Origin of the sequence: Pseudomonas sp. R3-56, from assembly GCF_051132075.1 — a bacterium.
Taxonomy (GTDB): domain Bacteria; phylum Pseudomonadota; class Gammaproteobacteria; order Pseudomonadales; family Pseudomonadaceae; genus Aquipseudomonas.
In genome coordinates this window covers 4,820,952-4,841,148 of record NZ_CP071657.1, presented here as the reverse complement: position 1 = coordinate 4,841,148, position 20,197 = coordinate 4,820,952, and the positions used below count along the sequence as shown (strand labels likewise).

The window sequence follows — 20,197 nt, the reverse complement described above, 5'->3', positions numbered from 1 at the left end:
ATCTGCACTCAAGCCAATGGATCAAATGTGGGAGCGAGCCTGCTCGCGATAGCGGTAGCTCAGCTTGCGCCGTCGCTGGATGTGCCTACGCCATCGCGAGCAGGCTCGCTCCCACAGAGGTTTGCATTCCTTCAGCTATTAGCTGGCGGTGCCATACCGCCGCACACCACTTTCCGCTGGTGGCAAATGCGCCGCCGTGCTGCCCGACGCCTGGAACAGCACCAGGTGCTCAGCCGCCACGCGGATACCGACGGTAGCACCGACCTGATGGTCGGCATGGCTTGGGAAAATCGATTCCAGTTGTGCGCCGGTCGGCAGTTGCAAGCGATACAGGGTTGAAGCACCGAGGAACGTCTTGCCAACGATAGTTGCCGTGAGCGGACTGTCCGGCGCGTGGACGATGTCGTCCGGGCGCAGCAGGACGTCTACGGCACTGCCGAGGGGCCAGGTGTACGCCCGGTTGCCGCGTAGCATGCCCAGTTCGGTCTGCACCGATTCCGGGCTGTCGAGCTGACCGCGGATGAAGTAACCCTGGCCGATGAAACTGGCGACATAGGGCGTCAGAGGTTCGTGATACAGGTTGTAGGGCGTATCCCACTGTTCCAGGCGACCCTCTCTGAACACGCCGACATGGTCACTCACCGCAAAGGCTTCTTCCTGGTCATGGGTGACCAGGATCGCGCTGGTGCCGCGGGCCTTGAGAATGTCCCGCACCTCATGGCTGAGCTTGCGTCGCAGCTCGCCGTCGAGGTTGGAGAACGGTTCGTCGAGCAACAGCAACTGGGGTTCCGGTGCCAGTGCGCGGGCCAGCGCCACGCGCTGTTGCTGGCCTCCCGACAGCTCGTGGGGAAAACGCTTGCCCAGGCTTTTCAGGTTGACCAGCTCCAACAGTTCTTCGACCACGCGATCCTTGTCCGGATGTTTGCGGATGCCGAACGCGATATTTTCGGCGACGCTCAAATGCGGGAACAGCGCGTAGTCCTGGAACACCATGCCGATGCGGCGTTTTTCCGGGGCGAGGGTAAACCCCGCGCGGGAAATGGTTTCCCCAGCCAACTGGATCTCGCCTTCATGCACCGGTTCGAAACCGGCGATGGCCCGCAGGGTGGTGGTCTTGCCACACCCGGACGAGCCGAGCAGGCAACCGATGTCACCAGCATTGAGGTGCAGGTTGAGGTTCTGGACGACCCGCTGGTCCTGATAACCGCAGGCCAGATTGTGCAGATTCAATAACAATGGAGCACTCATGCGTGGTGGTACGCCGGCTCGACGAGGAATTCAAGCAGGGCCTTCTGTGCATGGAGACGGTTTTCTGCCTGGTCCCACGCCACCGAGCGGGGATCATCAAGCAGGTCGAGGCTGATTTCTTCGCCACGATGGGCTGGCAGGCAATGCATGAACAGCACCTCGGCATCCGCCAGGTCGAGCAGTGCCCGATTGACCTGGAAGGGCGCAAACAACTCCAGGCGCTTGGCGGTTTCTTCTTCCTGGCCCATGGACGTCCAGACGTCGGTGCTCACCAGGTGCGCGCCGGCGACGGCCTGTTTCGGATCGCGCAGGATTGTCACCCGGTCGCCGGCCCTGGCGACGAATTGCGGGTTGGGTTCGTAGCCTTCAGGGCAGGCGATGCGCAACTGGAAGTCGAACTGGATGGCCGCTTCTATATAGCTGTTGCACATGTTGTTGCCATCGCCGATCCAGGCCACGGTCTTGCCCTGGATCGGGCCGCGATGTTCGAGGAAGGTCTGCATGTCGGCGAGCAACTGGCACGGGTGCAGATCGTCGGACAGGCCATTGATCACCGGCACGCGCGAATGGGCCGCGAACTGGGTCAGCGTACTGTGGGCAAAGGTCCGGATCATCACCGCATCGAGCATGCTCGACATGACGATGGCGCAATCGCCAATGGGTTCGCCACGGCCCAGCTGGGTGTCACGGGGCGACAGGAAAATCGCCTGGCCGCCGAGCTGGATCATGCCGGCTTCGAAAGAAATGCGCGTGCGCGTGGAGGATTTCTCGAAGATCATCCCCAGCACACGGTTTTTCAAGGGCTCGAACAGTACGCCGCGCTTACGCAGGTCCTTGAGCTCCACGCCTCGACGGATCACGCCGAGCAACTCTTCGGGCGTGAAATCCATCAGGGAGAGAAAGTGCCTTGCGCTCATGATTGACTACCTTTTTGTAACTGACCGCAGATGCTCAAAGCCTTGTTTAATGGAAAAACGGGCGAGACCTGCGGCAAAAGCCGCACGGGGCGACGAAATTAGGGGAAGGCGCGATATTGACATTAAATGTCGCGTCTTACCAATAGGGCTACGGTTTTAGGGGATTTCAACGAGGTCATGGCGGGACTGCGATGACATGTTTGAAGCCGGTTTCCTGACAGCAGCGAGCCCATTTGTACACTGGCGCTGCGGCGCTTGGCAAACAAGCCGGACGGGCGCCGGAGGACAAACGGCGTTTTATTGGCCAGCGTGCAATTGTTTTCGTGTGTCTGTCATCGGATGTGAGATTTCTTAATGCAAGGGCCTGGGTTATAAATGAACCCTTAGACGCAGGAGCCCCGAAATGGATTCGAAAGAGCAACAACTGATGGAACTGCTGGGGCTGACGGCACGCTCCCTGACGCACCTGACCGCTTCGGTGACCTCCATGTCATTCGAATTGTTGCGCAGCGAAGACGAAGTGACCAAGGCTGCCGGCCGCCGCATGATCGACCGCATGGCTACCATCAGCAGCGGCCTCGACGAACATTGGCGATTGATCGGCGAGTTGACCGGAGTGCCCATCGCTCAGGAACAAGTGGAAACCGTCGAGGAAATCCAGCTGCTGGCGCCGCCTCCCGAGCACCCCTGAAATCGGTTGGCCTGATGCCCGGCGATTCACAGGACGAACGTCGCTGGCGCGGTGGAGGATCCCGCGCCATAGTTTTGTTCCCGCGGCCGAAAGTGCCCGCTACGAATAAAACAGAGACTGGCCATGACCAAGACTCTTCATCACCGTGCGTGCCATCTATGTGAGGCCATCTGTGGCCTGACGCTCGAAACCACCGAAACTGAAGGCCAAGGCCTGGCGATCACCTCGATCAAGGGCGATCCGCTGGACAGTTTCAGCCGTGGGCACATCTGTCCCAAGGCCGTCGCCCTGCAAGATATCCAGAATGACCCGGACCGGCTGCGCCAACCCATGCAGCGAGTCGGCGGCGAGTGGCAGCCGATTGCCTGGGATGACGCTTTCGCCCTGGTCGCCGAACGCCTGGCGGCAATCCAGGAGCGCCACGGCCAGAACGCGGTGGGCGTCTACCAGGGCAACCCCAGCGTGCATAACTATGGGTTGATGACCCACAGCAACTATTTCCTTGGCCTGCTGAAGACACGCAGTCGCTTCTCGGCGACGTCGGTGGACCAACTGCCCCATCACCTGACCAGTCACTTGATGTACGGTCACGGCCTGCTGCTGCCGATACCGGACATCGACCATACCGATTTCATGCTGATCCTGGGCGGTAATCCCCTGGCTTCCAACGGCAGCATTATGACCGTGCCGGACGTCGAGAAGCGCCTCAAGGCGATCCAGGCCCGTGGCGGCAAAGTCGTGGTCGTCGATCCACGGCGCAGCGAAACGGCGGCCATTGCCGACCAGCATGTTTTCGTGCGTCCCGGTGGCGATGCCGCGCTGCTGTTTGGCCTGCTCAATACGCTGTTCAGCGAAGGTCTGAGCCGCGACAGCCATTTGCCGGTGGACGGCCTCGAAGAGGTGCGCCAGGCCGTGGCAGGGTTTACCGCCGAGGTGATGAGCCCCCTCTGTGCGGTGCCGGCGCCGCAGATCCAGCAGTTGGCCCGTGACTTTGCCGCTGCGCCCTCAGCGGTCTGCTACGGCAGAATGGGCGTGTCCACCCAGGCGTTCGGCACGTTATGCCACTGGCTGATCCAAGTGATCAACCTGGTCACCGGCAACCTCGATCGGGTGGGCGGGGCGTTGTGCACCGAGCCGGCGGTGGACCTGGTGGCGACCACTTCGGGTGGCCATTTCAACCGTTGGCAGAGCCGGGTGTCCGGGCGTCCCGAATACGCCGGCGAGCTGCCCGTGTCGACCTTGGCCGAAGAAATGCTGACCGAGGGCGACGGGCAGATTCGTGCGCTGGTCACCGTGGCCGGCAACCCGGTGCTGTCCACGCCCAACGGGCGGCAGCTCGAACAGGCGCTGGATGGGCTGGAGTTCATGGTCAGCATCGATTTGTACATCAACGAGACCACGCGTTATGCCGATCTGATCCTGCCATCGACTTCGGCTTTGGAAAACGATCACTACGACACCACGTTCAACCTGTTCGCGGTGCGTAACGTCAGCCGTTTCAATCGGGCGATCCTGCCCAAGCCCGAAGGGGCGCTGCACGACTGGGAGATTTTTGTCGGCCTGGCCAAGGCCTTCGCCGCGCGGACTGGCAAGGAGCTCAAGCCGACCATGCCGCCCGCGCAAATGATTGATTTTGGCCTGCGCGCGGGAAGGTATGGGGATGCCTCGCCATACAAATTGTCGCTGGCGACGCTGTTCGATCATCCCCACGGCATCGACCTCGGTGCGCTCAAGCCCAACCTGACGACGCGCTTGAAAACCGAAAATGGCCGCGTGCAGGCTGCGCCGGCGGTGATCCTCGCGGATCTGGCGCGCTTTGCCGCGCTGCGAGCGCCGGCATCGGACGAGTTGCTGATGATTGGCCGTCGGCATGTGCGCAGCAACAATTCCTGGATGCATAACTTTCATCGGCTGGTGAAGGGCAAGCCGCGCCATCAGTTGCTGATGCATCCTGAAGACCTCGCCAGTCGCGGTTTAGTCGATGGCCAGCGCGTGCAGGTCAGTTCACGGGTGGGCGTGATCGAAGTAGAGGTGCAAGGCAGCCTGGACATGATGAAGGGCGTGGTCAGCCTTCCCCATGGCTGGGGCCACGCCCGACCGGGCGTGCAGATGACCATCGCCAGCGGCCAGCCTGGTTCCAGCGCCAACGACCTGACCGATGAATGTCAGCTCGATGAGTTGTCCGGCAATGCGGCGCTTAATGGGGTTCCGGTGAAAGTGGCGGCTGCGTAGAATTGTCCTTGGGCCGGACCGAGCAGGGTGCTCGGCTTTCCGTTACAATGCGCCACCGTGTCGACATCTGTAGTCGCAAAGTTCAAGCCGAGGTGCTCCGTGGATATCATCGAAACGATCAAAGACCAGATTGCCAACAACACTATCCTGCTTTACATGAAAGGCTCGCCGAATGCCCCTCAGTGCGGCTTCTCGGCCAAGGCTGCTCAGGCGGTGATGGCGTGTGGCGAGAAGTTCGCTTACGTGGACATCCTGCAGAACCCGGAAATCCGCGCCAATCTTCCCAAGTACGCCAACTGGCCAACCTTTCCACAGTTGTGGGTTGGCGGTGAACTGATCGGCGGCAGCGACATCATGACCGAGATGGCCGCTGATGGCTCTCTGCAGGCCACCATCAAGGCAGCTGTGGAAGCAGCGGCGGCGAACAAGACCGAAGCCTGATTCACCCCAAACCAATGTGGGAGCGAGCCTGCTCGCGATGAGGGCGTGTCAGTCAATTTGATGGTGACTGACACACCGCTATCGCGAGCAGGCTCGCTCCCACAAGGAATCTAGGTGAGCCTGGAATCCAGGCAATAAAAAGCCCCGCCTCTCGAAAGAGGGCGGGGCTTTTTTGTGGCTCGCTGTCGGGGAAGCTTATTCTTCGCCCATCTGCGACTGCAGGTAGTTCTCCAGACCGATCTTGTCGATCAGGCCCAACTGGGTTTCCAGCCAGTCGATGTGCTCTTCTTCGGACTCGAGGATATCCTCGAGCAACTCGCGACTGCCGAAGTCACCGACGGTTTCGCAATGGGCGATGGCGGCTTTCAGGTCGGCGTGGCCGGTGCGTTCGATGCGCAGGTCGCATTCGAGCATTTCCCGGGTGTGTTCGCCGATGTGCAGCTTGCCCAGGTCCTGGACGTTCGGCAGGCCTTCGAGGAACAGGATGCGCTTGATCAGCTTGTCCGCGTGTTTCATCTCGTCGATGGATTCGTGGTACTCGTGCTTGCCCAGCTTGTTCAGGCCCCAATCCTCATACATGCGCGCATGCAGGAAGTATTGATTGATCGCGACCAGCTCATTGGCGAGGATCTTGTTGAGATGCTGGATGACTGTAATGTCGCCTTTCATGGTGAGGGCCTGCCCTGTAATAGCTGTGTATACGGCAGAGTTTGAGCCGCGCAATTACCAGTGTCAAACCTAAGTTATTGAATAATAAATGAAAATTAATCGGAATAAGAATGTTTGTGTTCCGCGTCTGGAGGCTAAGCACTTGATTTACCGGCATAAAAAAACCGGACATTGAGTCCGGTTCTTCAAAAAGCTGGATTTATGCGGCAGTAAATTCTACCGGATAAGGGATCGAGGCCTGGGCGGTCTGCACTTTGGCGAGGGTTTCACGCACCACTTCCTTGGCAAGGCAGGCACATTTACCGCATTGGCTGGCTACGCCGGTGGCCTGGCGGACTTCCCGATAACTGCAGCAACCTTCATAGATCGCTTCGCGGATCTGTCCGTCGGTGACGCCAGTGCAGAGGCATACATACATAAGTGAGAACCGTCGCTGGTTGTGACTCAATTGAGACGGATCTTAATGTTAACGAGAATGATTGTCAAAGTGGTTTCTGATAGTCCCTGGCTTGAGATGCCTTGGTCTGACGAACGGTTTTTTCCCGGTGGGCCATGAGACGTCGCGGATTTCCGTGATCCCCGAAAAACCGTTGAGGACAGTCCAAACGCGCGGTGTATGATGGTCGGTCCTTGCAAAGCGGGTTCGTGTCACAGGGCTGTCGCCTGAGGGTGGCAGGCTGGCGCGGACCCGGTTTTCACGTTACTACACCAGGAGATATCCAATGAGCGTACTCGTAGGCAAACAAGCCCCTGACTTCACCGTTCCAGCCGTACTCGGCAACGGCGAAATCGTCGACAGCTTCACCCTGTCCTCGGCCATCAAAGGCAAATACGGCCTGGTGTTCTTCTACCCGCTGGACTTCACTTTCGTCTGCCCGTCCGAGCTGATCGCACTGGATCACCGCATGGACGACTTCAAGGCGCGCAACGTTGAAGTGGTCGCGGTTTCGATCGACTCGCACTTCACCCACAACGCCTGGCGCAACACCCCAATCAACAACGGCGGGATCGGCCCGGTGAAGTACACCATGGCCGCTGACATGAAGCACGAAATCGCCAAGGCCTACGACGTTGAGTCCGAAGGCGGCGTGGCCTTCCGTGGCGCGTTCCTGATCGACGACAAAGGCGTGGTCCGTTCGCAGATCATCAACGACCTGCCGCTGGGCCGTAACATGGAAGAGCTGATCCGTCTGGTCGACGCTCTGCAATTCCACGAAGAGCACGGCGAAGTCTGCCCGGCCAACTGGAAAAAAGGCGACAAGGGCATGACCGCATCGCCTGAAGGCGTAGCGGCTTACCTGGGCGAACACAGCGACAAGCTGTAAGCGCACTCAGGCATAAAAAAACCGGCCCTTGATGGGCCGGTTTTTTTTGGGGTGTTCCAAACTTGTCGGCCGAAGCACGATACCGCGTGGCGAGGGAGCTTGCTCCCGCTTGAGCGCGAAGCGCTCACAAAATATTTGGGGCGGCTACGCCACCCAGCGGGAGCAAGCTCCCTCGCCACAAAAGCCGCAAGAGCCAGATTTGGCGCCGATATCAGTCGTCGAAATCCTGCCAGCCGCCCATTTCCTTCCAGCGATTGACGATGCCGCAGAACAGCTCGGCAGTCTTCTCGGTGTCATAGCGGGCCGAGTGGGCTTCGCGGCCGTCGAAATCGATGTCGGCGGCCTGGCAGGCCTTGGCCAATACGGTCTGGCCGTACGCCAGGCCGGCCAGGGTCGCCGTATCGAAGCTGGAAAACGGGTGGAATGGGTTGCGCTTCATGTCCAGTCGCGCAACGGCGGCGTTAAGGAAGCCCAGGTCGAAGCTGCTGTTGTGGCCGACCAGGATCGCGCGCTTGCAACCGTTGGCCTTCAGGGCCTTGCGCACGCCACGAAAGATATCGGTCAGTGCCGTTTCCTCGCTGACCGCCATGCGCAGCGGGTGATCGAGCTTGATCCCGGTGAACTCCAGCGCGGCTGCTTCGATGTTGGCGCCTTCGAACGGTTCAACGCGGAAGAAATAAGTGTGGTCCGGGAACACAAAGCCTTTTTCGTCCATGCCGATAGTCGTCGCGGCGATTTCCAGCAACGCATCGGTGGCCGAGTTGAAACCGCCGGTTTCTACGTCGACCACGACCGGCAGGTAACCCCGGAAACGGGCTGCCATGGGGTGGCGAGCGCCGCCGGAACCACCGTTGCCGTCCAGTTCGTCGTCGAAATGATCTTCACTCACGCGTTTTCCTCCAGCAGGCGCCAGCGCAGTTTTTCACCGGCGCGCAGCGGGATGACAGTCTGTTCGCCAAACGGCAGGCTGGCGGGGGCAGTCCACTCGTCGCGGACCAGGGTAATGCTATCGGTGTTCACCGGCAGGCCATAGAAACGCGGACCGTGCAGGCTGGCAAAACCTTCGAGCTTGTCCAGCGCGTTGCGTTGCTCGAACGCTTCGGCGTACATCTCGATGGCGGCATAGGCGGTGTAGCAACCGGCGCAACCGCAGGCGGCTTCCTTGGCATGGCGGGCGTGGGGCGCCGAGTCCGTGCCGAGGAAAAACTTCGCACTGCCGCTGGTGGCGGCGTCGAGCAAGGCTTCCTGGTGGGTGTTGCGCTTGAGGATCGGCAAGCAATAGAAGTGCGGCCGGATCCCGCCCACCAGCATGTGGTTGCGGTTGTAAAGCAGGTGATGCGCGGTAATGGTCGCGCCGACGTTGGCCGGGGCTTCGTTGACGAACTGCACGGCATCGCCGGTGGTGATGTGTTCGAACACCACCTTGAGCGTCGGGAAACGCTCCACGACGCGGCGCATGTGCTCGTCGATGAAAATTTTCTCGCGGTCGAACACGTCGACATCGCCCCGGGTGACTTCGCCATGGATCAGCAACGGCATCCCGACTTCGGCCATCGCTTCAAGCGCCGGGAAGATCTTGTCGATGCTGGTGACGCCGGAGTCCGAATTGGTGGTGGCGCCGGCCGGGTACAACTTGGCCGCGTGGACGAAGCCACTGGCCTTGGCCTCGCGAATTTCCTCGGGCTGGGTGCGGTCGGTGAGGTAAAGCACCATCAGCGGTTCGAAGCGGCTGCCGGCCGGGCGTGCGGCCAGGATGCGCTGGCGATAGCCATCGGCCTCGACGGCGTTGCGGACAGGCGGAACCAGGTTAGGCATGATGATTGCGCGCCCGAAGGTGCGCGCGACATCGGCGACGGTATGGGTCAACACAGCACCATCGCGAAGATGAATATGCCAGTCGTCGGGACGCAGCAGGGTCAGGCGGTCGGACATTGAGGGGCTTCCAGGCGGGTCAAACTCTGGGGGAATGCTACCGGAAAAGACCGATGCGGGCACCCGCTATCAAGTTTTGCCACAAGTTACCGATAGCCCCTTCAGGTGTGCCACGAATCCGTGCGGTGTCTCGTACAGGCGTCATGCCCGGTGTTTTTCGATTTCCGTAAGTAAAAAGCCAGTGGAGCCTCCCGTGCGCCAGCGTTATCTAGCCTTGCTCAGTGTGTTTGCCAGCCTTCCTGCGATGGCGCTCACTTTCCAGACTCGTCTGGAGAGCATCGAGTGGACGGTCGAAGGCGACAAGTTCGAGTGCCGGCTGAGCCAGCCGATCGCCGATTTCGGCAGCGGCGAGTTCGTCCGCCGGGCGGGCGAGCAGGCCACGTTCCGACTCAAGGCCTACAACCCGGTGCTGGGTGGCGGTTCCGCGACGCTGCTGGCGGCCGCTGCGCCGTGGCAACCGGGGCGGGGCGACATCAACCTGGGGTCGGTCAGGATCGGCAGCGGCGACGTGTTGTTCAACAGCTCCCAAGTCCAGGCGGGACGCCTGATCAGTGGGTTGATGGAAGGGCGCAGCCCCGTGGTCCGGCGTAATACCGAGGATGGCCGGGTGTCGGAAGTTCGCCTGTTGCCTGTGCGCTTCAACAAGGCCTTCAGCGACTACCAGGGCTGCGTGGCGAAACTGTTGCCGAAGAATTTCGAGCAGATCAAGCAGACCCAGATCGGCTTTCCCGGCGAGGGGGTTGAGCTCGACGCCCAGGCCAAGGCTCAATTGCAGGTCATGCTCGACTTCATCAAGGCTGACCCGAGCGTCAACCATGTCGAACTCGATGGGCATTCCGACAACAGCGGCAACCGCTTGACCAATCGTGAGCTGTCGCGCCGCCGTGCGCTGGCGGTCATGGATTTCTTCAAGGCCAATGGCTTCCAGGAATCGCAGTTCACTGTGCGTTTCCACGGTGAGCGTTATCCGCTCGTGCCTAATAACAACGCCGCCCATCGCGCCAAGAACCGGCGTGTGGTGGTGCAACTGGATCGAGTGGCGGCCACTCAGGCGCCAGCGGCCCAGCCCACCACGCCAACCCCGCCAGCAACGCCAGCTGTACCTGCGGCGACGCCCGCTGCGGCACCCGGCAAGGCTCCGGCGCCGGTCGCCCCCACCAAGGTCGTGGCACCCGCAGCGGCAACTGCTCGAACTTCCTGAGGCCATTCTGATCGTCGCGCCATCGACATAATCTGTCGCTTCGTCGTCATAAGCTGTCGCGCCTCTGTAAATTATCCGCTCTGGACGTTAGACTTCCCGGCTTTCCGTACAACCCGTGGAGTGATGGCATGGCGGACGTAAACAAGGTCGTTCTGGCGTATTCCGGCGGCCTGGACACTTCGGTGATCCTCAAGTGGCTGCAGGACACTTATAACTGTGAAGTGGTGACGTTCACCGCTGACCTGGGGCAGGGCGAAGAAGTTGAGCCTGCCCGCGCCAAGGCTCAGGCCATGGGCGTCAAAGAGATCTACATCGATGACCTGCGCGAAGAATTCGTCCGCGACTTCGTGTTTCCGATGTTCCGCGCCAACACTGTTTACGAAGGCGAGTACCTGCTGGGTACCTCCATCGCCCGTCCGCTGATCGCCAAGCGCCTGATCGAAATCGCCAACGAAACCGGCGCCGACGCCATTTCCCACGGTGCTACCGGCAAGGGCAACGACCAAGTACGTTTCGAGCTGGGCGCCTATGCCCTCAAGCCGGGCGTCAAAGTCATCGCCCCGTGGCGCGAGTGGGACCTGCTGTCCCGTGAAAAACTGATGGACTACGCCGAGAAGCATGCGATCCCGATCGAGCGTCACGGCAAGAAAAAATCCCCGTATTCGATGGATGCCAACCTGCTGCACATCTCCTACGAAGGCGGCGTGCTGGAAGACACCTGGACCGAGCACGAAGAAGACATGTGGCGTTGGACCGTCTCCCCGGAGAAGGCTCCCGATACCCCGCAATACCTTGAGCTGACCTATCGCAACGGCGATATCGTTGCCCTCGACGGCGTGGAAATGAGCCCGGCCACCGTCCTCGCGACGCTGAACCGTATCGGCGGCGAACACGGCATCGGTCGCCTGGACATCGTTGAAAACCGCTATGTCGGCATGAAATCCCGTGGCTGCTACGAAACCCCCGGCGGCACCATCATGCTGCGTGCTCACCGGGCGATCGAGTCGATCACCCTGGACCGCGAAGTGGCTCACCTGAAAGACGAGTTGATGCCCAAGTACGCCAGCCTGATCTACACCGGCTACTGGTGGAGCCCGGAGCGTCTGATGCTGCAACAGATGATCGATGCTTCCCAGGCCCACGTGAACGGCGTCGTGCGCCTGAAGCTGTACAAGGGCAACGTGATCGTGACCGGGCGCAAGTCCGACGAGTCGCTATTCGATGCAAACATCGCAACCTTCGAAGAAGACGGTGGCGCCTACAACCAGGCCGACGCGGCCGGCTTCATCAAGCTCAACGCCCTGCGCATGCGCATCGCGGCGAACAAGGGTCGCAAGCTGTTCTGACCCGGCTGCCCAAAAAAGGCCTGCCATGCGCAGGCCTTTTTTTTTGCGCACCATCTCGTCCTGAATAATGTTATTTGCCGGGGAATATCATTGGTCGCTTTTTCTGGCTTATAACAAAAGTAAAGTTGTTGAATCGAGTAACGCAAATAACCTTCGGAAATAAACTTATTGAACTGGTTTCTCTTCCATGGAAGTTTTTTCTGGGGGAGATAGGCGTTTGTGCATGAATAAATCAATTACTTTGTATGAGAAAAGTCCCACGTCTAATAACCGGTCAGGTGTGTTTTTTGCCAAAACCGAGCTGTTCTCGGGGAGCTGTGGCGCGTCAGAATCACTCCATCGCTGCGACGGAAAAAATCATGGCGCGTTATTTCACGGGTTATTTGTAGGATTTTTCTGCATTGCTTGTAAGTTATGTCTTTCGGTGCGAACGGCTTGCTACAGCGGCATCCCACGGGTGAAATGACTACGCTATTGTGCGTGCTCTAAAAATTCGAACAGCTAAGTTGGATTTGCCCATGAATAAAGTGCTGATCGTGGATGATCACCCCGTCATTCGTCTTGCTGTACGTTTGTTAATGGAGCGCCATGGATATGAAGTCATCGCGGAAACAGACAATGGCGTCGATGCGTTACAGCTGGCGCGCGATAAAATGCCCGACATCGTTGTTCTCGATATCGGGATCCCGAAGTTGGACGGACTGGAGGTTATCGCGCGCCTGACCACCAATCCTTCGCCCCTCAAAGTGCTGGTGCTCACCTCTCAGTCGCCAGGGCATTTCTCGATGCGATGCATGCAGATGGGAGCGGCCGGTTATGTGTGCAAGCAACAGGACCTGACCGAGTTGTTGAGTGCAATAAAAGCGGTGCTCTCGGGCTACAGTTATTTTCCCAACCAGGCGTTGCATACCGTGCGTTCGAGCCTGGGCAACGCCAGCGAGTCGGATATGGTCGATCGTTTGTCCGGACGAGAGATGATGGTCCTGCAGCAGCTGGCCCGTGGGAGGACCAACAAGGAGATTGCCGACGGGATGTTCCTGAGCAACAAGACAGTGAGTACCTACAAGACCCGACTGTTGTTGAAGCTCAATGCCCGCTCACTGGTTGACCTGATCGAGCTGGCACAGCGTAACGGATTGGTGTGAGTCCACAGCCCCACGTGCTCGGTAAAAGGCCTCCGTCAGGGAGGCTTTTACGAGTCAGAGGTCAAAATCATAGTCGGCCAATTGTTTCTGCAAGCGACGCTCTTCCAGCAGGTTATCGATGGTGCGACGTTTGCTCAGGTTGGTTTTCGCCACTTCCACGACCACAGGTTCCACCTCGTCAGCCTCGACGGCGATGAAATCGTCTTCTACATCCAGTTGTTCTTTGCCAGCGCTCATGGGTTCGACTCCAGGCTAAGACTGCCATTGGCGCTCCTTATAGCGATAAACCTGCGGCGGGTAAAAAAGATTTTTTCAATCGCTCGATCAAAGAAAGCAATAGCGCCTCAATCGTCAGATGTCTTGTGCTTGTATTCGCACAGGTCTTCGATTCGGCAGCTGCCGCAACGGGGCTTTCTAGCCAGGCAGACGTAACGTCCATGGAGGATGAGCCAGTGGTGGGAATCCAGGAGGTATTCCTTGGGGACAAATTTCATCAATTTCTTTTCCACTTCCACGACATTTTTGCCCGGAGCAATCCCGGTACGGTTGCTGACGCGGAAAATGTGCGTGTCGACTGCCATCGTCAGCTGACGAAACGCGGTGTTGAGCACCACGTTGGCGGTCTTGCGGCCGACGCCTGGAAGGGCTTCCAGCTCTTCGCGGGTCTGCGGGATCTCGCCGCCATGACGCTCTATCAGCAGGCGGCAGGTCTCGATGACGTTCTTGGCCTTGCTGTTGAACAGCCCGATGGTCTTGATGTATTCCGACAGCCCTTCGACCCCCAAGGCGTGGATCGCTTGCGGCGTATTGGCCACGGGAAACAGCTTGGCCGTGGCCTTGTTGACGCCGACGTCGGTGGATTGGGCCGACAGAATTACCGCGATCAGCAGCTCGAAGGGTGAGGAATAGGCCAGTTCGGTTTTTGGCTCCGGGTTGTCTTCATGAAAGCGACGGAATATTTCCAGGCGTTTTGCGGCGTTCATGGGCGCGGCGTTTCCTCTAGGGGTGGATGGGGTTTGCTGGCCGTCCAGGCCTGGTGGGCCGCCAGCAGCAGGCCGAGCAGGATGAACCCGCCGGGAGCGAGCAGGGCCAGTGGGACGCCATTGCCGATCAATTCGCGCAGGGCGCTCAGAATGGCCATCAGGAGGCCAGACTGGCCCGCCAGCCTGAGGCGGTCAGCTACCCGGGATTCGTCCACTGGCGCTTGATCCAGCGCTACGCAGCTCAAGGCGATCCAGCCGAGGTAAAGGCCTGACGATGCATACCACCCCGGCAGCCAGGCCTGCGCAACCAGGCTTGCGCAAGCACTCAAGGCTGCGGCCAGCAGGATAGCGGCAACCAGCCGCTGATAAGTCGTGCAGCGTGGCCCGGCCAGCGTCATGGCCCAGCCATGGCCGAAGCTGATCAAAACCCAGGCCAGCCACACCCCCAGTGCATTCGTCAGCGAGCTGCTTGCACCCACCAAGGGCACGAGCAGCAGGCCACGGGTCAATACCGGCTTATTCATTGGTACTCGCTCCGGTCAGGTGGGCCTGGTGCTCATCGAAATAACGCAGCGCATCGTGGATCGCCTGGAGCACCGCGCGCGAGGTCACCGTCGCGCCGGCCAATTGATCGAACTGGCCCTGGTCCTTTTTCAAGGCCCAGCCGTCATCGGTCGGCGCCTGGCGCGACTTTCCGGTGAATGTCTGCAGCCAGGCATTCGGCCAGTCGGCGATTACCGCGCCCAGGCCGGGTGTTTCCGACTGGCGCAGGGTTTTAACGCCAAGCATGTGGCCGCTGGGATCGATGGCGATCATCAATTCGATGTTGCCCTCATAGCCCAACGCCTGGCTGCGCAACAGCACCGCGCTGGGCTGGCCGTTGCGGGTCGCCAGGTAACCGCCGAGCAACCGGCTGTGGCTCAACTCAACCGGCGTCGTCATGACCGGTTGTGCCAGCGGCTGGTTGTCATAACGCTCGGAGGGCAATACCTCGAGCAAGATCTTGCCGGCCAAGGCTTGCCGTTGGGCTTCGATGCGTCCGGCCAGATTGACCTGCATGAGGTACGTGGCGCCGATGCCGAGGCCGGCCAGGACGATCAGGATCAGCACGCCGCCGGGTCTTTTCATGTCAGCGCTCGCCTTTGTCGTGCCTCGGCGAGACGATCCAGCGCAGGCACACCGAGGTTCATCAGCAGCACGGCAAACGCCACACCGTCCGGGTAGCCGCCCCAGGTGCGAATCAGGTAGACCAGCGCGCCCACCCCGGCACCAAACAACAGTCGGGCGAGCGGGGCCTTGGCGCCTGACACCGGTTCGGTGACGATGAAAAATGCGCCCAGCATGGTTGCCCCGGTCAACAGATGAAACAGCGGCGAGCCATGGGAGTCCGAGCCCGAGCCGTTCCAGCACAGCAGGCTCAAGGTGAACAGGCTGGCAAGCATGCCCACCGGCGCGTGCCAACTGAACACGCGCTGTTGCAGCAGGAACAGGCCGCCGGCGAGGAAGGCCAGGTTGACCCACTCGACACCGCGCCCACCCCAACGACCGAACGCAGGATTGCTGGCGAACAGTTCGTCGACGGTCAGGCTTGTATTGATTCGCAGACTGTCCAGGGCCGTGGCGCCGGCCCAGCCGTCGGGCGCCTGGGCAATGCCGGCGACTTGTCGCAGACCTTCGAGAAAGTCCATGTCATGGGGCACGGGCCATTGGCTCAGGTGCTGGGGAAACGCCACCAGCACCAGGGCATACCCGAGCATCGCCGGATTGAAGGGATTGCTGCCGAGCCCGCCCCATAAGTGCTTGCCGAACAGCAAGGCGCAGGCAGCGGCCGTGACGGTCAGCCACCATGGGCAATACGCCGGCAAGGCCATGGCCAGCAGCGCGGCGCTGACCAGTGCGCTGCCGTCGCTCAGGCCGGGCTTGAGGGGACGTCGTCGCAGACGCAACGCCAGCGCCTCGACAGCCAGCGCGGCGAGGGCCGACAACAGCAGGTTCAGCGCCACGCCCCAGCCATAAAACCAGACCATCGCCAGCACGCCGGGCAGCATCGCCAGCAGCACCCGTCGCATCGCTTGCCGCAGCCGCTCGTCCACCGGATCAGGGCGTAGCATGGGCGTCCACCTGCCGTTGGGCGTCTTCCACCGCTTGTTCCAGTGCTTGTAGCTGTTCTGCGGAAGCCGCGGCAGCGCGGGCCTTGCCGAGTTCGGCGCGACGCATCGCCAGCTGGATCTTGGCCAGCTTCAATTCAGCACTCTGCGACGGTGCCGGGGCGGCGGGCGCCGCGCTGCCTTCCAGTCTGGCCAGGGCCTGCTCTGCCGCTTCGAATTGGCGTTGCAGCACGATCAATTGTGATTGTTGTTCGAAGGTCGGTGGATGGCCAAACGCTTTCAAGGATTTATTCAGCTGTGCCCGGCTCATGGCCAGGTCGACCTTGGCTTTTTTCAGGGCGGCGTCGGCGCTGGCGGCTTTTTGCGCGCGCACTCGTTCCAGCGCAGCCTGCACCGGATCAAGTGGCTGGGCCTGGGCTGGTTGAGCGTTGCGCTGGGTTCGGGCCAGGCGCTCGGCCTGGCGCTTCTCTTCTTCGCGGCGCAGGCGCGCATTGCGCAGCTCGAAGCGGCGGCGGGCGTGATTGCGCTTGGCGGTCCGCGCCTGCTGCTGTTCGATACTGGAGGCCAGGCCACCGACAACCGGCGTTACGGTTGCCATCGGCAGTGGGCGCATCTCGATGCAATCCACCGGACAAGGCGCCACGCAGAGGTCGCAGCCGGTGCACTCATCGATGATGACGGTGTGCATCAGCTTGGCCGCGCCAACAATCGCGTCCACCGGGCACGCCTGGATGCACTTGGTGCAACCGATGCATTCGGCTTCGCGAATGTATGCGATCTGCGCCGGGGCCGAGCCACGGCTGGCGTCCAGTTCGAGTACCGGCACGGTCATCAGCTCGGCCAGGGCCGCGATGGTTTCGCGTCCGCCGGGTGGGCATTTGTTGATCGGTTCACCCTGGGCGATGCCTTCGGCGTAAGGCTTGCAGCCGGGATGGCCGCACTTGCCGCATTGGGTTTGCGGCAGCAGGGCGTCGATACGTTGAATCAGGTTCATGTCTTGACCAACCCGCGCAATCCGAGAAATGCCACCGCCATCAATCCGACGCTGATCAACTGGATTGGCAGGCCCCGAAAAGGCAAGGGGATATCGTTATTCTGGACTCGCTGGCGCAAGTCCTCGAACAGGCTTAAGACCAGCCAGAAACCCAGCCCGGCGCCCAGGCTGAAGGCCATGGCCTGGCCCAGGCCCTGGTCGTTCCGGCTGTTGAGCAGCGTGACGCCCAGTACGCCGGCATTGCCGAGCAGCAGCGGCCACAAGCCATCGAACGGCTGCGACGGCAGCCAATGCGTCAGCAGGCGCAGCAACGGGCTGATCAGCAGCACGCTCAGGGGCAGCCATACGAACAACCGTAGCGATGTCAGCTGCGCCGGAACCAGCAGCCAGCGGTCGAGCAGATAACCGAGGGCCCCGACAACCAGCATCAGGCAGGCTGTCGCCAGGCCCAGTGCATGTACCCGGCTCCTCCCCTTGGCCGCCAGCAGCGGATCGACGCCCAGCGGCCAGTGCAACACGAGGTTGTTGATCAGGGCAGCGCTGAACAGCGAGAGAAGAATTTCAGTCATGGGCATGGGGCAACAGGGGAGCCGGTTGAAAGATCAGGCATTATCCGGCACGCCGCGAGCGCGGGCCAGATATGAAAATCCCACAGCCGCTCGACAGCGACTGTGGGATCGGTGCAGCTGCAGTCGCGTTATTTGATCCGCTGACCCGGCTTGGCGCCGCTGTCTGGGCTCAGCAGGTAGATTTCTTCGCCGCCAGGACCGGCCGCCATGACCATGCCTTCGGAAATGCCGAAGCGCATTTTGCGTGGCTTGAGGTTGGCGATCATCATCGTCAGCCGGCCCTCGAGCTTGGCCGGATCCGGGTAGGCGCTCTTGATGCCGGAGAACACGTTGCGCTGCTCATCGCCGATGTCCAGGGTCAGGCGCAACAGTTTGTCGGCGCCTTCCACGGCTTCAGCCTTGACGATCAGCGCCACGCGCAGGTCGATGGCGGCGAAGGCATCGAAATCGATTTCCGGCGACAGCGGGTCCTTGGTCAGCTCGCCGTTGCCAGCCGGGGCACCGGTGTCGGTCTGGCTGGCGGCGAGGTCTTCCTTGGACGCGTCGATCATGGCCTGGACCTTGGCCGGGTCGATGCGGGTCATCAACGGCTTGAACGCGTTCAGTTGATGGTTGCTCAGCAGGGTCTGGTGGTCGTTCCAGGTCAGCGGCGCAACGTTCAGGAACGCTTCGGCATCGGCGGCCAGCAACGGCAGCACCGGCTTGAGGAAAATCACCAGTTGGCGGAACAGGTTGATGCCTAGGGCGCAGATGGCCTGGACTTCGTCCTGCTTGCCGTCCTGCTTGGCCAGCGACCATGGGGCCTTGTCGGCGATCCAGGCGTTGGCGCGGTCGGCCAGGGCCATGATTTCACGCATGGCACGGGCAAAGTCGCGGCTCTCGTAGGCCTCGGCGATGCTTGGCGCGGCAGCCAGGAAAGCGTCGGTGAGTTCCGGCGCGGCGTTACCCGCCACTAGCACGCCGGCGTTGCCCTTGTGGATGAACCCGGCGCAACGGCTGGCGATGTTGACGACCTTGCCCACCAGGTCGGAGTTGACCTTCTGCACGAAGTCCTCGAGGTTCAGGTCGAGGTCGTCGACGCCACGGCCGAGCTTGGCCGCGTAGTAGTAACGCAGGTATTCCGGCGACAGGTGATCCAGGTACGTCCGCGCCTTGATGAAGGTGCCGCGGGACTTGGACATTTTCTGACCGTTGACGGTCAGGTAGCCGTGGACATTGATGCCGGTCGGCTTGCGGAAACCGGCGCCTTCGAGCATGGCGGGCCAGAACAGCGCGTGGAAGTTGACGATGTCCTTGCCAATGAAGTGATACACCTCGGCCGTGGAATCCTTGGCCCAGAACGCGTCGAAGTCCAGCTCCGGGGTGCGATCGCAAAGGTTCTTGAAGCTCGCCATGTAGCCGATGGGCGCGTCCAGCCATACATAGAAGTACTTGCCGGGCTCGCCGGGAATTTCAAAGCCGAAATACGGCGCATCGCGAGAGATGTCCCATTCCTGCAAACCGGAGTCGAGCCATTCGGCGAGCTTGTTGGCCACCGCGTCGTGCAGCGTGCCGCTGCGGGTCCAGGTCTGCAGCATCTCCTGGAAATCCGGCAGCTTGAAGAAGAAGTGCTGGGAATCCCTGAGTACCGGCGTCGCGCCGGAAATCGCCGATTTCGGGTCTTTCAGGTCGGTCGGTGCGTAGGTGGCGCCGCATTTTTCGCAGTTGTCGCCGTACTGGTCTTCGGTGCCGCATTTGGGGCAGGTGCCCTTGATGAAGCGGTCGGCCAGGAACATTTTCTTTTCCGGGTCGAAATATTGAGTGACCGAACGGGTGGCGATATGCCCGGCGTCACGCAGCTTCAGGTAGATCTGGCTCGACAGCTCACGGTTTTCTTCGGCGTGAGTGGAGTGGAAGTTGTCGAAGTCCACCAGGAACTCGGCAAAGTCGGCGCTGTGTTCAGCCTGGACATTGGCGATCAGTTGTTCCGGGGTGATGCCTTCCTTTTCCGCGCGTAACATGATGGCCGAACCGTGGGCGTCGTCGGCGCAGACATAGATGCACTGGTTGCCGCGATGTTTCTGAAAGCGCGTCCACATATCGGTCTGGATGTACTCCAGCATATGGCCAAGGTGAATCGAACCATTGGCATAGGGCAGGGCGCTGGTGACGAGAATCTTGCGTGGCTCGGACATGGGGCTCGGCTACTTGATGAAACGGAGGTCGGCCACTATAAAGCGCCGGCGGCTTTTTTTCACCTTTCGGGGCTGTTTACAGTGCTCCTCGATGTAACGGCCAGACACAACTGTGGCGAGGGGATTTATCCCCGCTGGGGTGCGAAGCGCCCCCAAAACCTGGCGCCTCGGTGAATCGGACTGGTCAGGTTCGGATGTTTTGGGACTGCTTCGCAGTCCAGC

At 60.7% G+C, this 20,197-nt stretch carries 21 protein-coding genes; 7 read left to right on the top strand and 14 right to left on the bottom strand.

All coding sequences use genetic code 11. The features are described from left to right. Nucleotides 1-138: 138 nt before the first annotated feature. Together J3P96_RS22040 and argF are read right to left on the bottom strand one after the other, a co-directional pair. On the bottom strand, nt 139-1,248 hold the full coding sequence (locus J3P96_RS22040) for an ABC transporter ATP-binding protein (RefSeq protein WP_434653509.1): 1,110 nt from the start codon (nt 1,246-1,248) through the stop codon (nt 139-141). After that, nucleotides 1,245-2,165 (bottom strand): ornithine carbamoyltransferase, encoded by a 921-nt coding sequence (argF, locus tag J3P96_RS22035; RefSeq protein ID WP_305496361.1) that lies wholly within the window; start codon nt 2,163-2,165, stop codon nt 1,245-1,247. Before argF ends, J3P96_RS22040 begins: the two co-directional genes overlap by 4 nt. Nucleotides 2,166-2,568: 403 nt before the next feature. Here argF and J3P96_RS22030 point away from each other — a divergent pair, with 403 nt between their 5' ends. The 3 genes from J3P96_RS22030 (at nt 2,569) to grxD (ending at nt 5,529) form a co-directional block, all read left to right on the top strand. Further along, nucleotides 2,569-2,856: a hypothetical protein gene (locus tag J3P96_RS22030; RefSeq protein WP_305496360.1), complete on the top strand. Its 288-nt coding sequence runs from the start codon at nt 2,569-2,571 to the stop codon at nt 2,854-2,856. A 123-nt stretch (nt 2,857-2,979) separates the two neighbouring features. Beyond that, complete coding sequence (locus J3P96_RS22025) at nt 2,980-5,088, top strand: molybdopterin oxidoreductase family protein (protein ID WP_434653508.1); 2,109 nt, start codon at nt 2,980-2,982, stop codon at nt 5,086-5,088. Nucleotides 5,089-5,187: 99 nt separating this feature from the next. Continuing rightward, nucleotides 5,188-5,529 carry a Grx4 family monothiol glutaredoxin gene (gene grxD / locus J3P96_RS22020; RefSeq protein ID WP_018614171.1) on the top strand — a complete coding sequence of 114 codons (342 nt, stop codon included), beginning with the start codon at nt 5,188-5,190 and terminating at the stop codon, nt 5,527-5,529. Between the two features lie 195 nt (nt 5,530-5,724). Here the strand turns inward: grxD and bfr are convergent, their stop codons facing one another. Both bfr and J3P96_RS22010 read right to left on the bottom strand, forming a co-directional pair. Next, a complete protein-coding gene (gene bfr / locus J3P96_RS22015; protein ID WP_186635709.1) occupies nt 5,725-6,198 on the bottom strand; it encodes a bacterioferritin in 474 nt (157 codons plus the stop codon). A 199-nt stretch (nt 6,199-6,397) separates the two neighbouring features. Further along, nucleotides 6,398-6,616: a bacterioferritin-associated ferredoxin gene (locus J3P96_RS22010; protein ID WP_003178704.1), complete on the bottom strand. Its 219-nt coding sequence runs from the start codon at nt 6,614-6,616 to the stop codon at nt 6,398-6,400. A gap of 304 nt (nt 6,617-6,920) precedes the next feature. Here J3P96_RS22010 and J3P96_RS22005 point away from each other — a divergent pair, with 304 nt between their 5' ends. Further along, entirely contained in the window at nt 6,921-7,523 is a 603-nt protein-coding gene (locus tag J3P96_RS22005) for a peroxiredoxin (protein WP_434569603.1), read from the top strand. Nucleotides 7,524-7,734: 211 nt separating this feature from the next. Here the strand turns inward: J3P96_RS22005 and rnt are convergent, their stop codons facing one another. Continuing rightward, the gene (gene rnt / locus J3P96_RS22000) at nt 7,735-8,412 is read right to left on the bottom strand and encodes a ribonuclease T (protein ID WP_039591753.1); all 678 of its coding nucleotides are present in this window, start codon (nt 8,410-8,412) and stop codon (nt 7,735-7,737) included. Continuing rightward, on the bottom strand, nt 8,409-9,455 hold the full coding sequence (gene pyrC / locus J3P96_RS21995) for a dihydroorotase (RefSeq protein ID WP_305496357.1): 1,047 nt from the start codon (nt 9,453-9,455) through the stop codon (nt 8,409-8,411). The genes rnt and pyrC overlap by 4 nt, the downstream gene beginning before the upstream one ends. Nucleotides 9,456-9,648: 193 nt before the next feature. Between pyrC and J3P96_RS21990 the strand changes: the two genes are divergently transcribed. The 3 genes from J3P96_RS21990 to J3P96_RS21980 all read left to right on the top strand — a co-directional run bounded on the left by J3P96_RS21990 (nt 9,649) and on the right by J3P96_RS21980 (nt 13,147). Continuing rightward, nucleotides 9,649-10,656, top strand: coding sequence for a flagellar protein MotY (locus J3P96_RS21990; protein WP_434653507.1), 1,008 nt, complete (start codon nt 9,649-9,651; stop codon nt 10,654-10,656). Nucleotides 10,657-10,784: 128 nt separating this feature from the next. Beyond that, on the top strand, nt 10,785-12,002 hold the full coding sequence (locus J3P96_RS21985; protein WP_003204943.1) for an argininosuccinate synthase: 1,218 nt from the start codon (nt 10,785-10,787) through the stop codon (nt 12,000-12,002). Between the two features lie 518 nt (nt 12,003-12,520). After that, nucleotides 12,521-13,147 (top strand): response regulator transcription factor, encoded by a 627-nt coding sequence (locus J3P96_RS21980; protein WP_305496355.1) that lies wholly within the window; start codon nt 12,521-12,523, stop codon nt 13,145-13,147. 54 nt (nt 13,148-13,201) lie between these two features. Here J3P96_RS21980 and J3P96_RS21975 read toward each other — a convergent pair whose 3' ends face one another. The 8 genes from J3P96_RS21975 to metG form a co-directional block, all read right to left on the bottom strand. Beyond that, nucleotides 13,202-13,384 (bottom strand): PA3496 family putative envelope integrity protein, encoded by a 183-nt coding sequence (locus J3P96_RS21975; protein WP_434653506.1) that lies wholly within the window; start codon nt 13,382-13,384, stop codon nt 13,202-13,204. 107 nt (nt 13,385-13,491) lie between these two features. Then, nucleotides 13,492-14,130 carry an endonuclease III gene (nth, locus tag J3P96_RS21970; RefSeq protein WP_434569599.1) on the bottom strand — a complete coding sequence of 213 codons (639 nt, stop codon included), beginning with the start codon at nt 14,128-14,130 and terminating at the stop codon, nt 13,492-13,494. After that, nucleotides 14,127-14,654, bottom strand: coding sequence for an Rnf-Nqr domain containing protein (locus tag J3P96_RS21965; RefSeq protein WP_434653505.1), 528 nt, complete (start codon nt 14,652-14,654; stop codon nt 14,127-14,129). Before J3P96_RS21965 ends, nth begins: the two co-directional genes overlap by 4 nt. Next, entirely contained in the window at nt 14,647-15,258 is a 612-nt protein-coding gene (locus J3P96_RS21960) for an RnfABCDGE type electron transport complex subunit G (protein WP_434653504.1), read from the bottom strand. Before J3P96_RS21960 ends, J3P96_RS21965 begins: the two co-directional genes overlap by 8 nt. Next, entirely contained in the window at nt 15,255-16,241 is a 987-nt protein-coding gene (locus J3P96_RS21955) for an RnfABCDGE type electron transport complex subunit D (protein WP_434653503.1), read from the bottom strand. The genes J3P96_RS21960 and J3P96_RS21955 overlap by 4 nt, the downstream gene beginning before the upstream one ends. Then, nucleotides 16,228-17,232, bottom strand: coding sequence for an electron transport complex subunit RsxB (gene rsxB, locus J3P96_RS21950; RefSeq protein ID WP_434653501.1), 1,005 nt, complete (start codon nt 17,230-17,232; stop codon nt 16,228-16,230). Before rsxB ends, J3P96_RS21955 begins: the two co-directional genes overlap by 14 nt. Then, the gene (locus J3P96_RS21945; RefSeq protein WP_434653499.1) at nt 17,229-17,801 is read right to left on the bottom strand and encodes an Rnf-Nqr domain containing protein; all 573 of its coding nucleotides are present in this window, start codon (nt 17,799-17,801) and stop codon (nt 17,229-17,231) included. Before J3P96_RS21945 ends, rsxB begins: the two co-directional genes overlap by 4 nt. Nucleotides 17,802-17,929: 128 nt before the next feature. Next, nucleotides 17,930-19,975, bottom strand: coding sequence for a methionine--tRNA ligase (metG, locus tag J3P96_RS21940; RefSeq protein WP_434569593.1), 2,046 nt, complete (start codon nt 19,973-19,975; stop codon nt 17,930-17,932). Between the last annotated feature and the right edge of the window lie 222 nt (nt 19,976-20,197).

Excerpts from the sequence above, each read along its gene's own strand:
- J3P96_RS22040 (WP_434653509.1), bottom strand. The coding sequence starts at position 1,248 with ATGAGTGCTCCATTGTTATTGAATCTGCACAATCTGGCCTGCGGTTAT.
- argF (WP_305496361.1), bottom strand. The coding sequence starts at position 2,165 with ATGAGCGCAAGGCACTTTCTCTCCCTGATGGATTTCACGCCCGAAGAG.
- J3P96_RS22030 (WP_305496360.1), top strand. The coding sequence starts at position 2,569 with ATGGATTCGAAAGAGCAACAACTGATGGAACTGCTGGGGCTGACGGCA.
- J3P96_RS22025 (WP_434653508.1), top strand. The coding sequence starts at position 2,980 with ATGACCAAGACTCTTCATCACCGTGCGTGCCATCTATGTGAGGCCATC.
- bfr (WP_186635709.1), bottom strand. The coding sequence starts at position 6,198 with ATGAAAGGCGACATTACAGTCATCCAGCATCTCAACAAGATCCTCGCC.
- J3P96_RS22010 (WP_003178704.1), bottom strand. The coding sequence starts at position 6,616 with ATGTATGTATGCCTCTGCACTGGCGTCACCGACGGACAGATCCGCGAA.
- J3P96_RS22005 (WP_434569603.1), top strand. The coding sequence starts at position 6,921 with ATGAGCGTACTCGTAGGCAAACAAGCCCCTGACTTCACCGTTCCAGCC.
- pyrC (WP_305496357.1), bottom strand. The coding sequence starts at position 9,455 with ATGTCCGACCGCCTGACCCTGCTGCGTCCCGACGACTGGCATATTCAT.
- J3P96_RS21985 (WP_003204943.1), top strand. The coding sequence starts at position 10,785 with ATGGCGGACGTAAACAAGGTCGTTCTGGCGTATTCCGGCGGCCTGGAC.
- J3P96_RS21980 (WP_305496355.1), top strand. The coding sequence starts at position 12,521 with ATGAATAAAGTGCTGATCGTGGATGATCACCCCGTCATTCGTCTTGCT.
- J3P96_RS21975 (WP_434653506.1), bottom strand. The coding sequence starts at position 13,384 with ATGAGCGCTGGCAAAGAACAACTGGATGTAGAAGACGATTTCATCGCC.
- nth (WP_434569599.1), bottom strand. The coding sequence starts at position 14,130 with ATGAACGCCGCAAAACGCCTGGAAATATTCCGTCGCTTTCATGAAGAC.
- J3P96_RS21965 (WP_434653505.1), bottom strand. The coding sequence starts at position 14,654 with ATGAATAAGCCGGTATTGACCCGTGGCCTGCTGCTCGTGCCCTTGGTG.
- J3P96_RS21960 (WP_434653504.1), bottom strand. The coding sequence starts at position 15,258 with ATGAAAAGACCCGGCGGCGTGCTGATCCTGATCGTCCTGGCCGGCCTC.
- J3P96_RS21955 (WP_434653503.1), bottom strand. The coding sequence starts at position 16,241 with ATGCTACGCCCTGATCCGGTGGACGAGCGGCTGCGGCAAGCGATGCGA.
- rsxB (WP_434653501.1), bottom strand. The coding sequence starts at position 17,232 with ATGAACCTGATTCAACGTATCGACGCCCTGCTGCCGCAAACCCAATGC.
- J3P96_RS21945 (WP_434653499.1), bottom strand. The coding sequence starts at position 17,801 with ATGACTGAAATTCTTCTCTCGCTGTTCAGCGCTGCCCTGATCAACAAC.
- metG (WP_434569593.1), bottom strand. The coding sequence starts at position 19,975 with ATGTCCGAGCCACGCAAGATTCTCGTCACCAGCGCCCTGCCCTATGCC.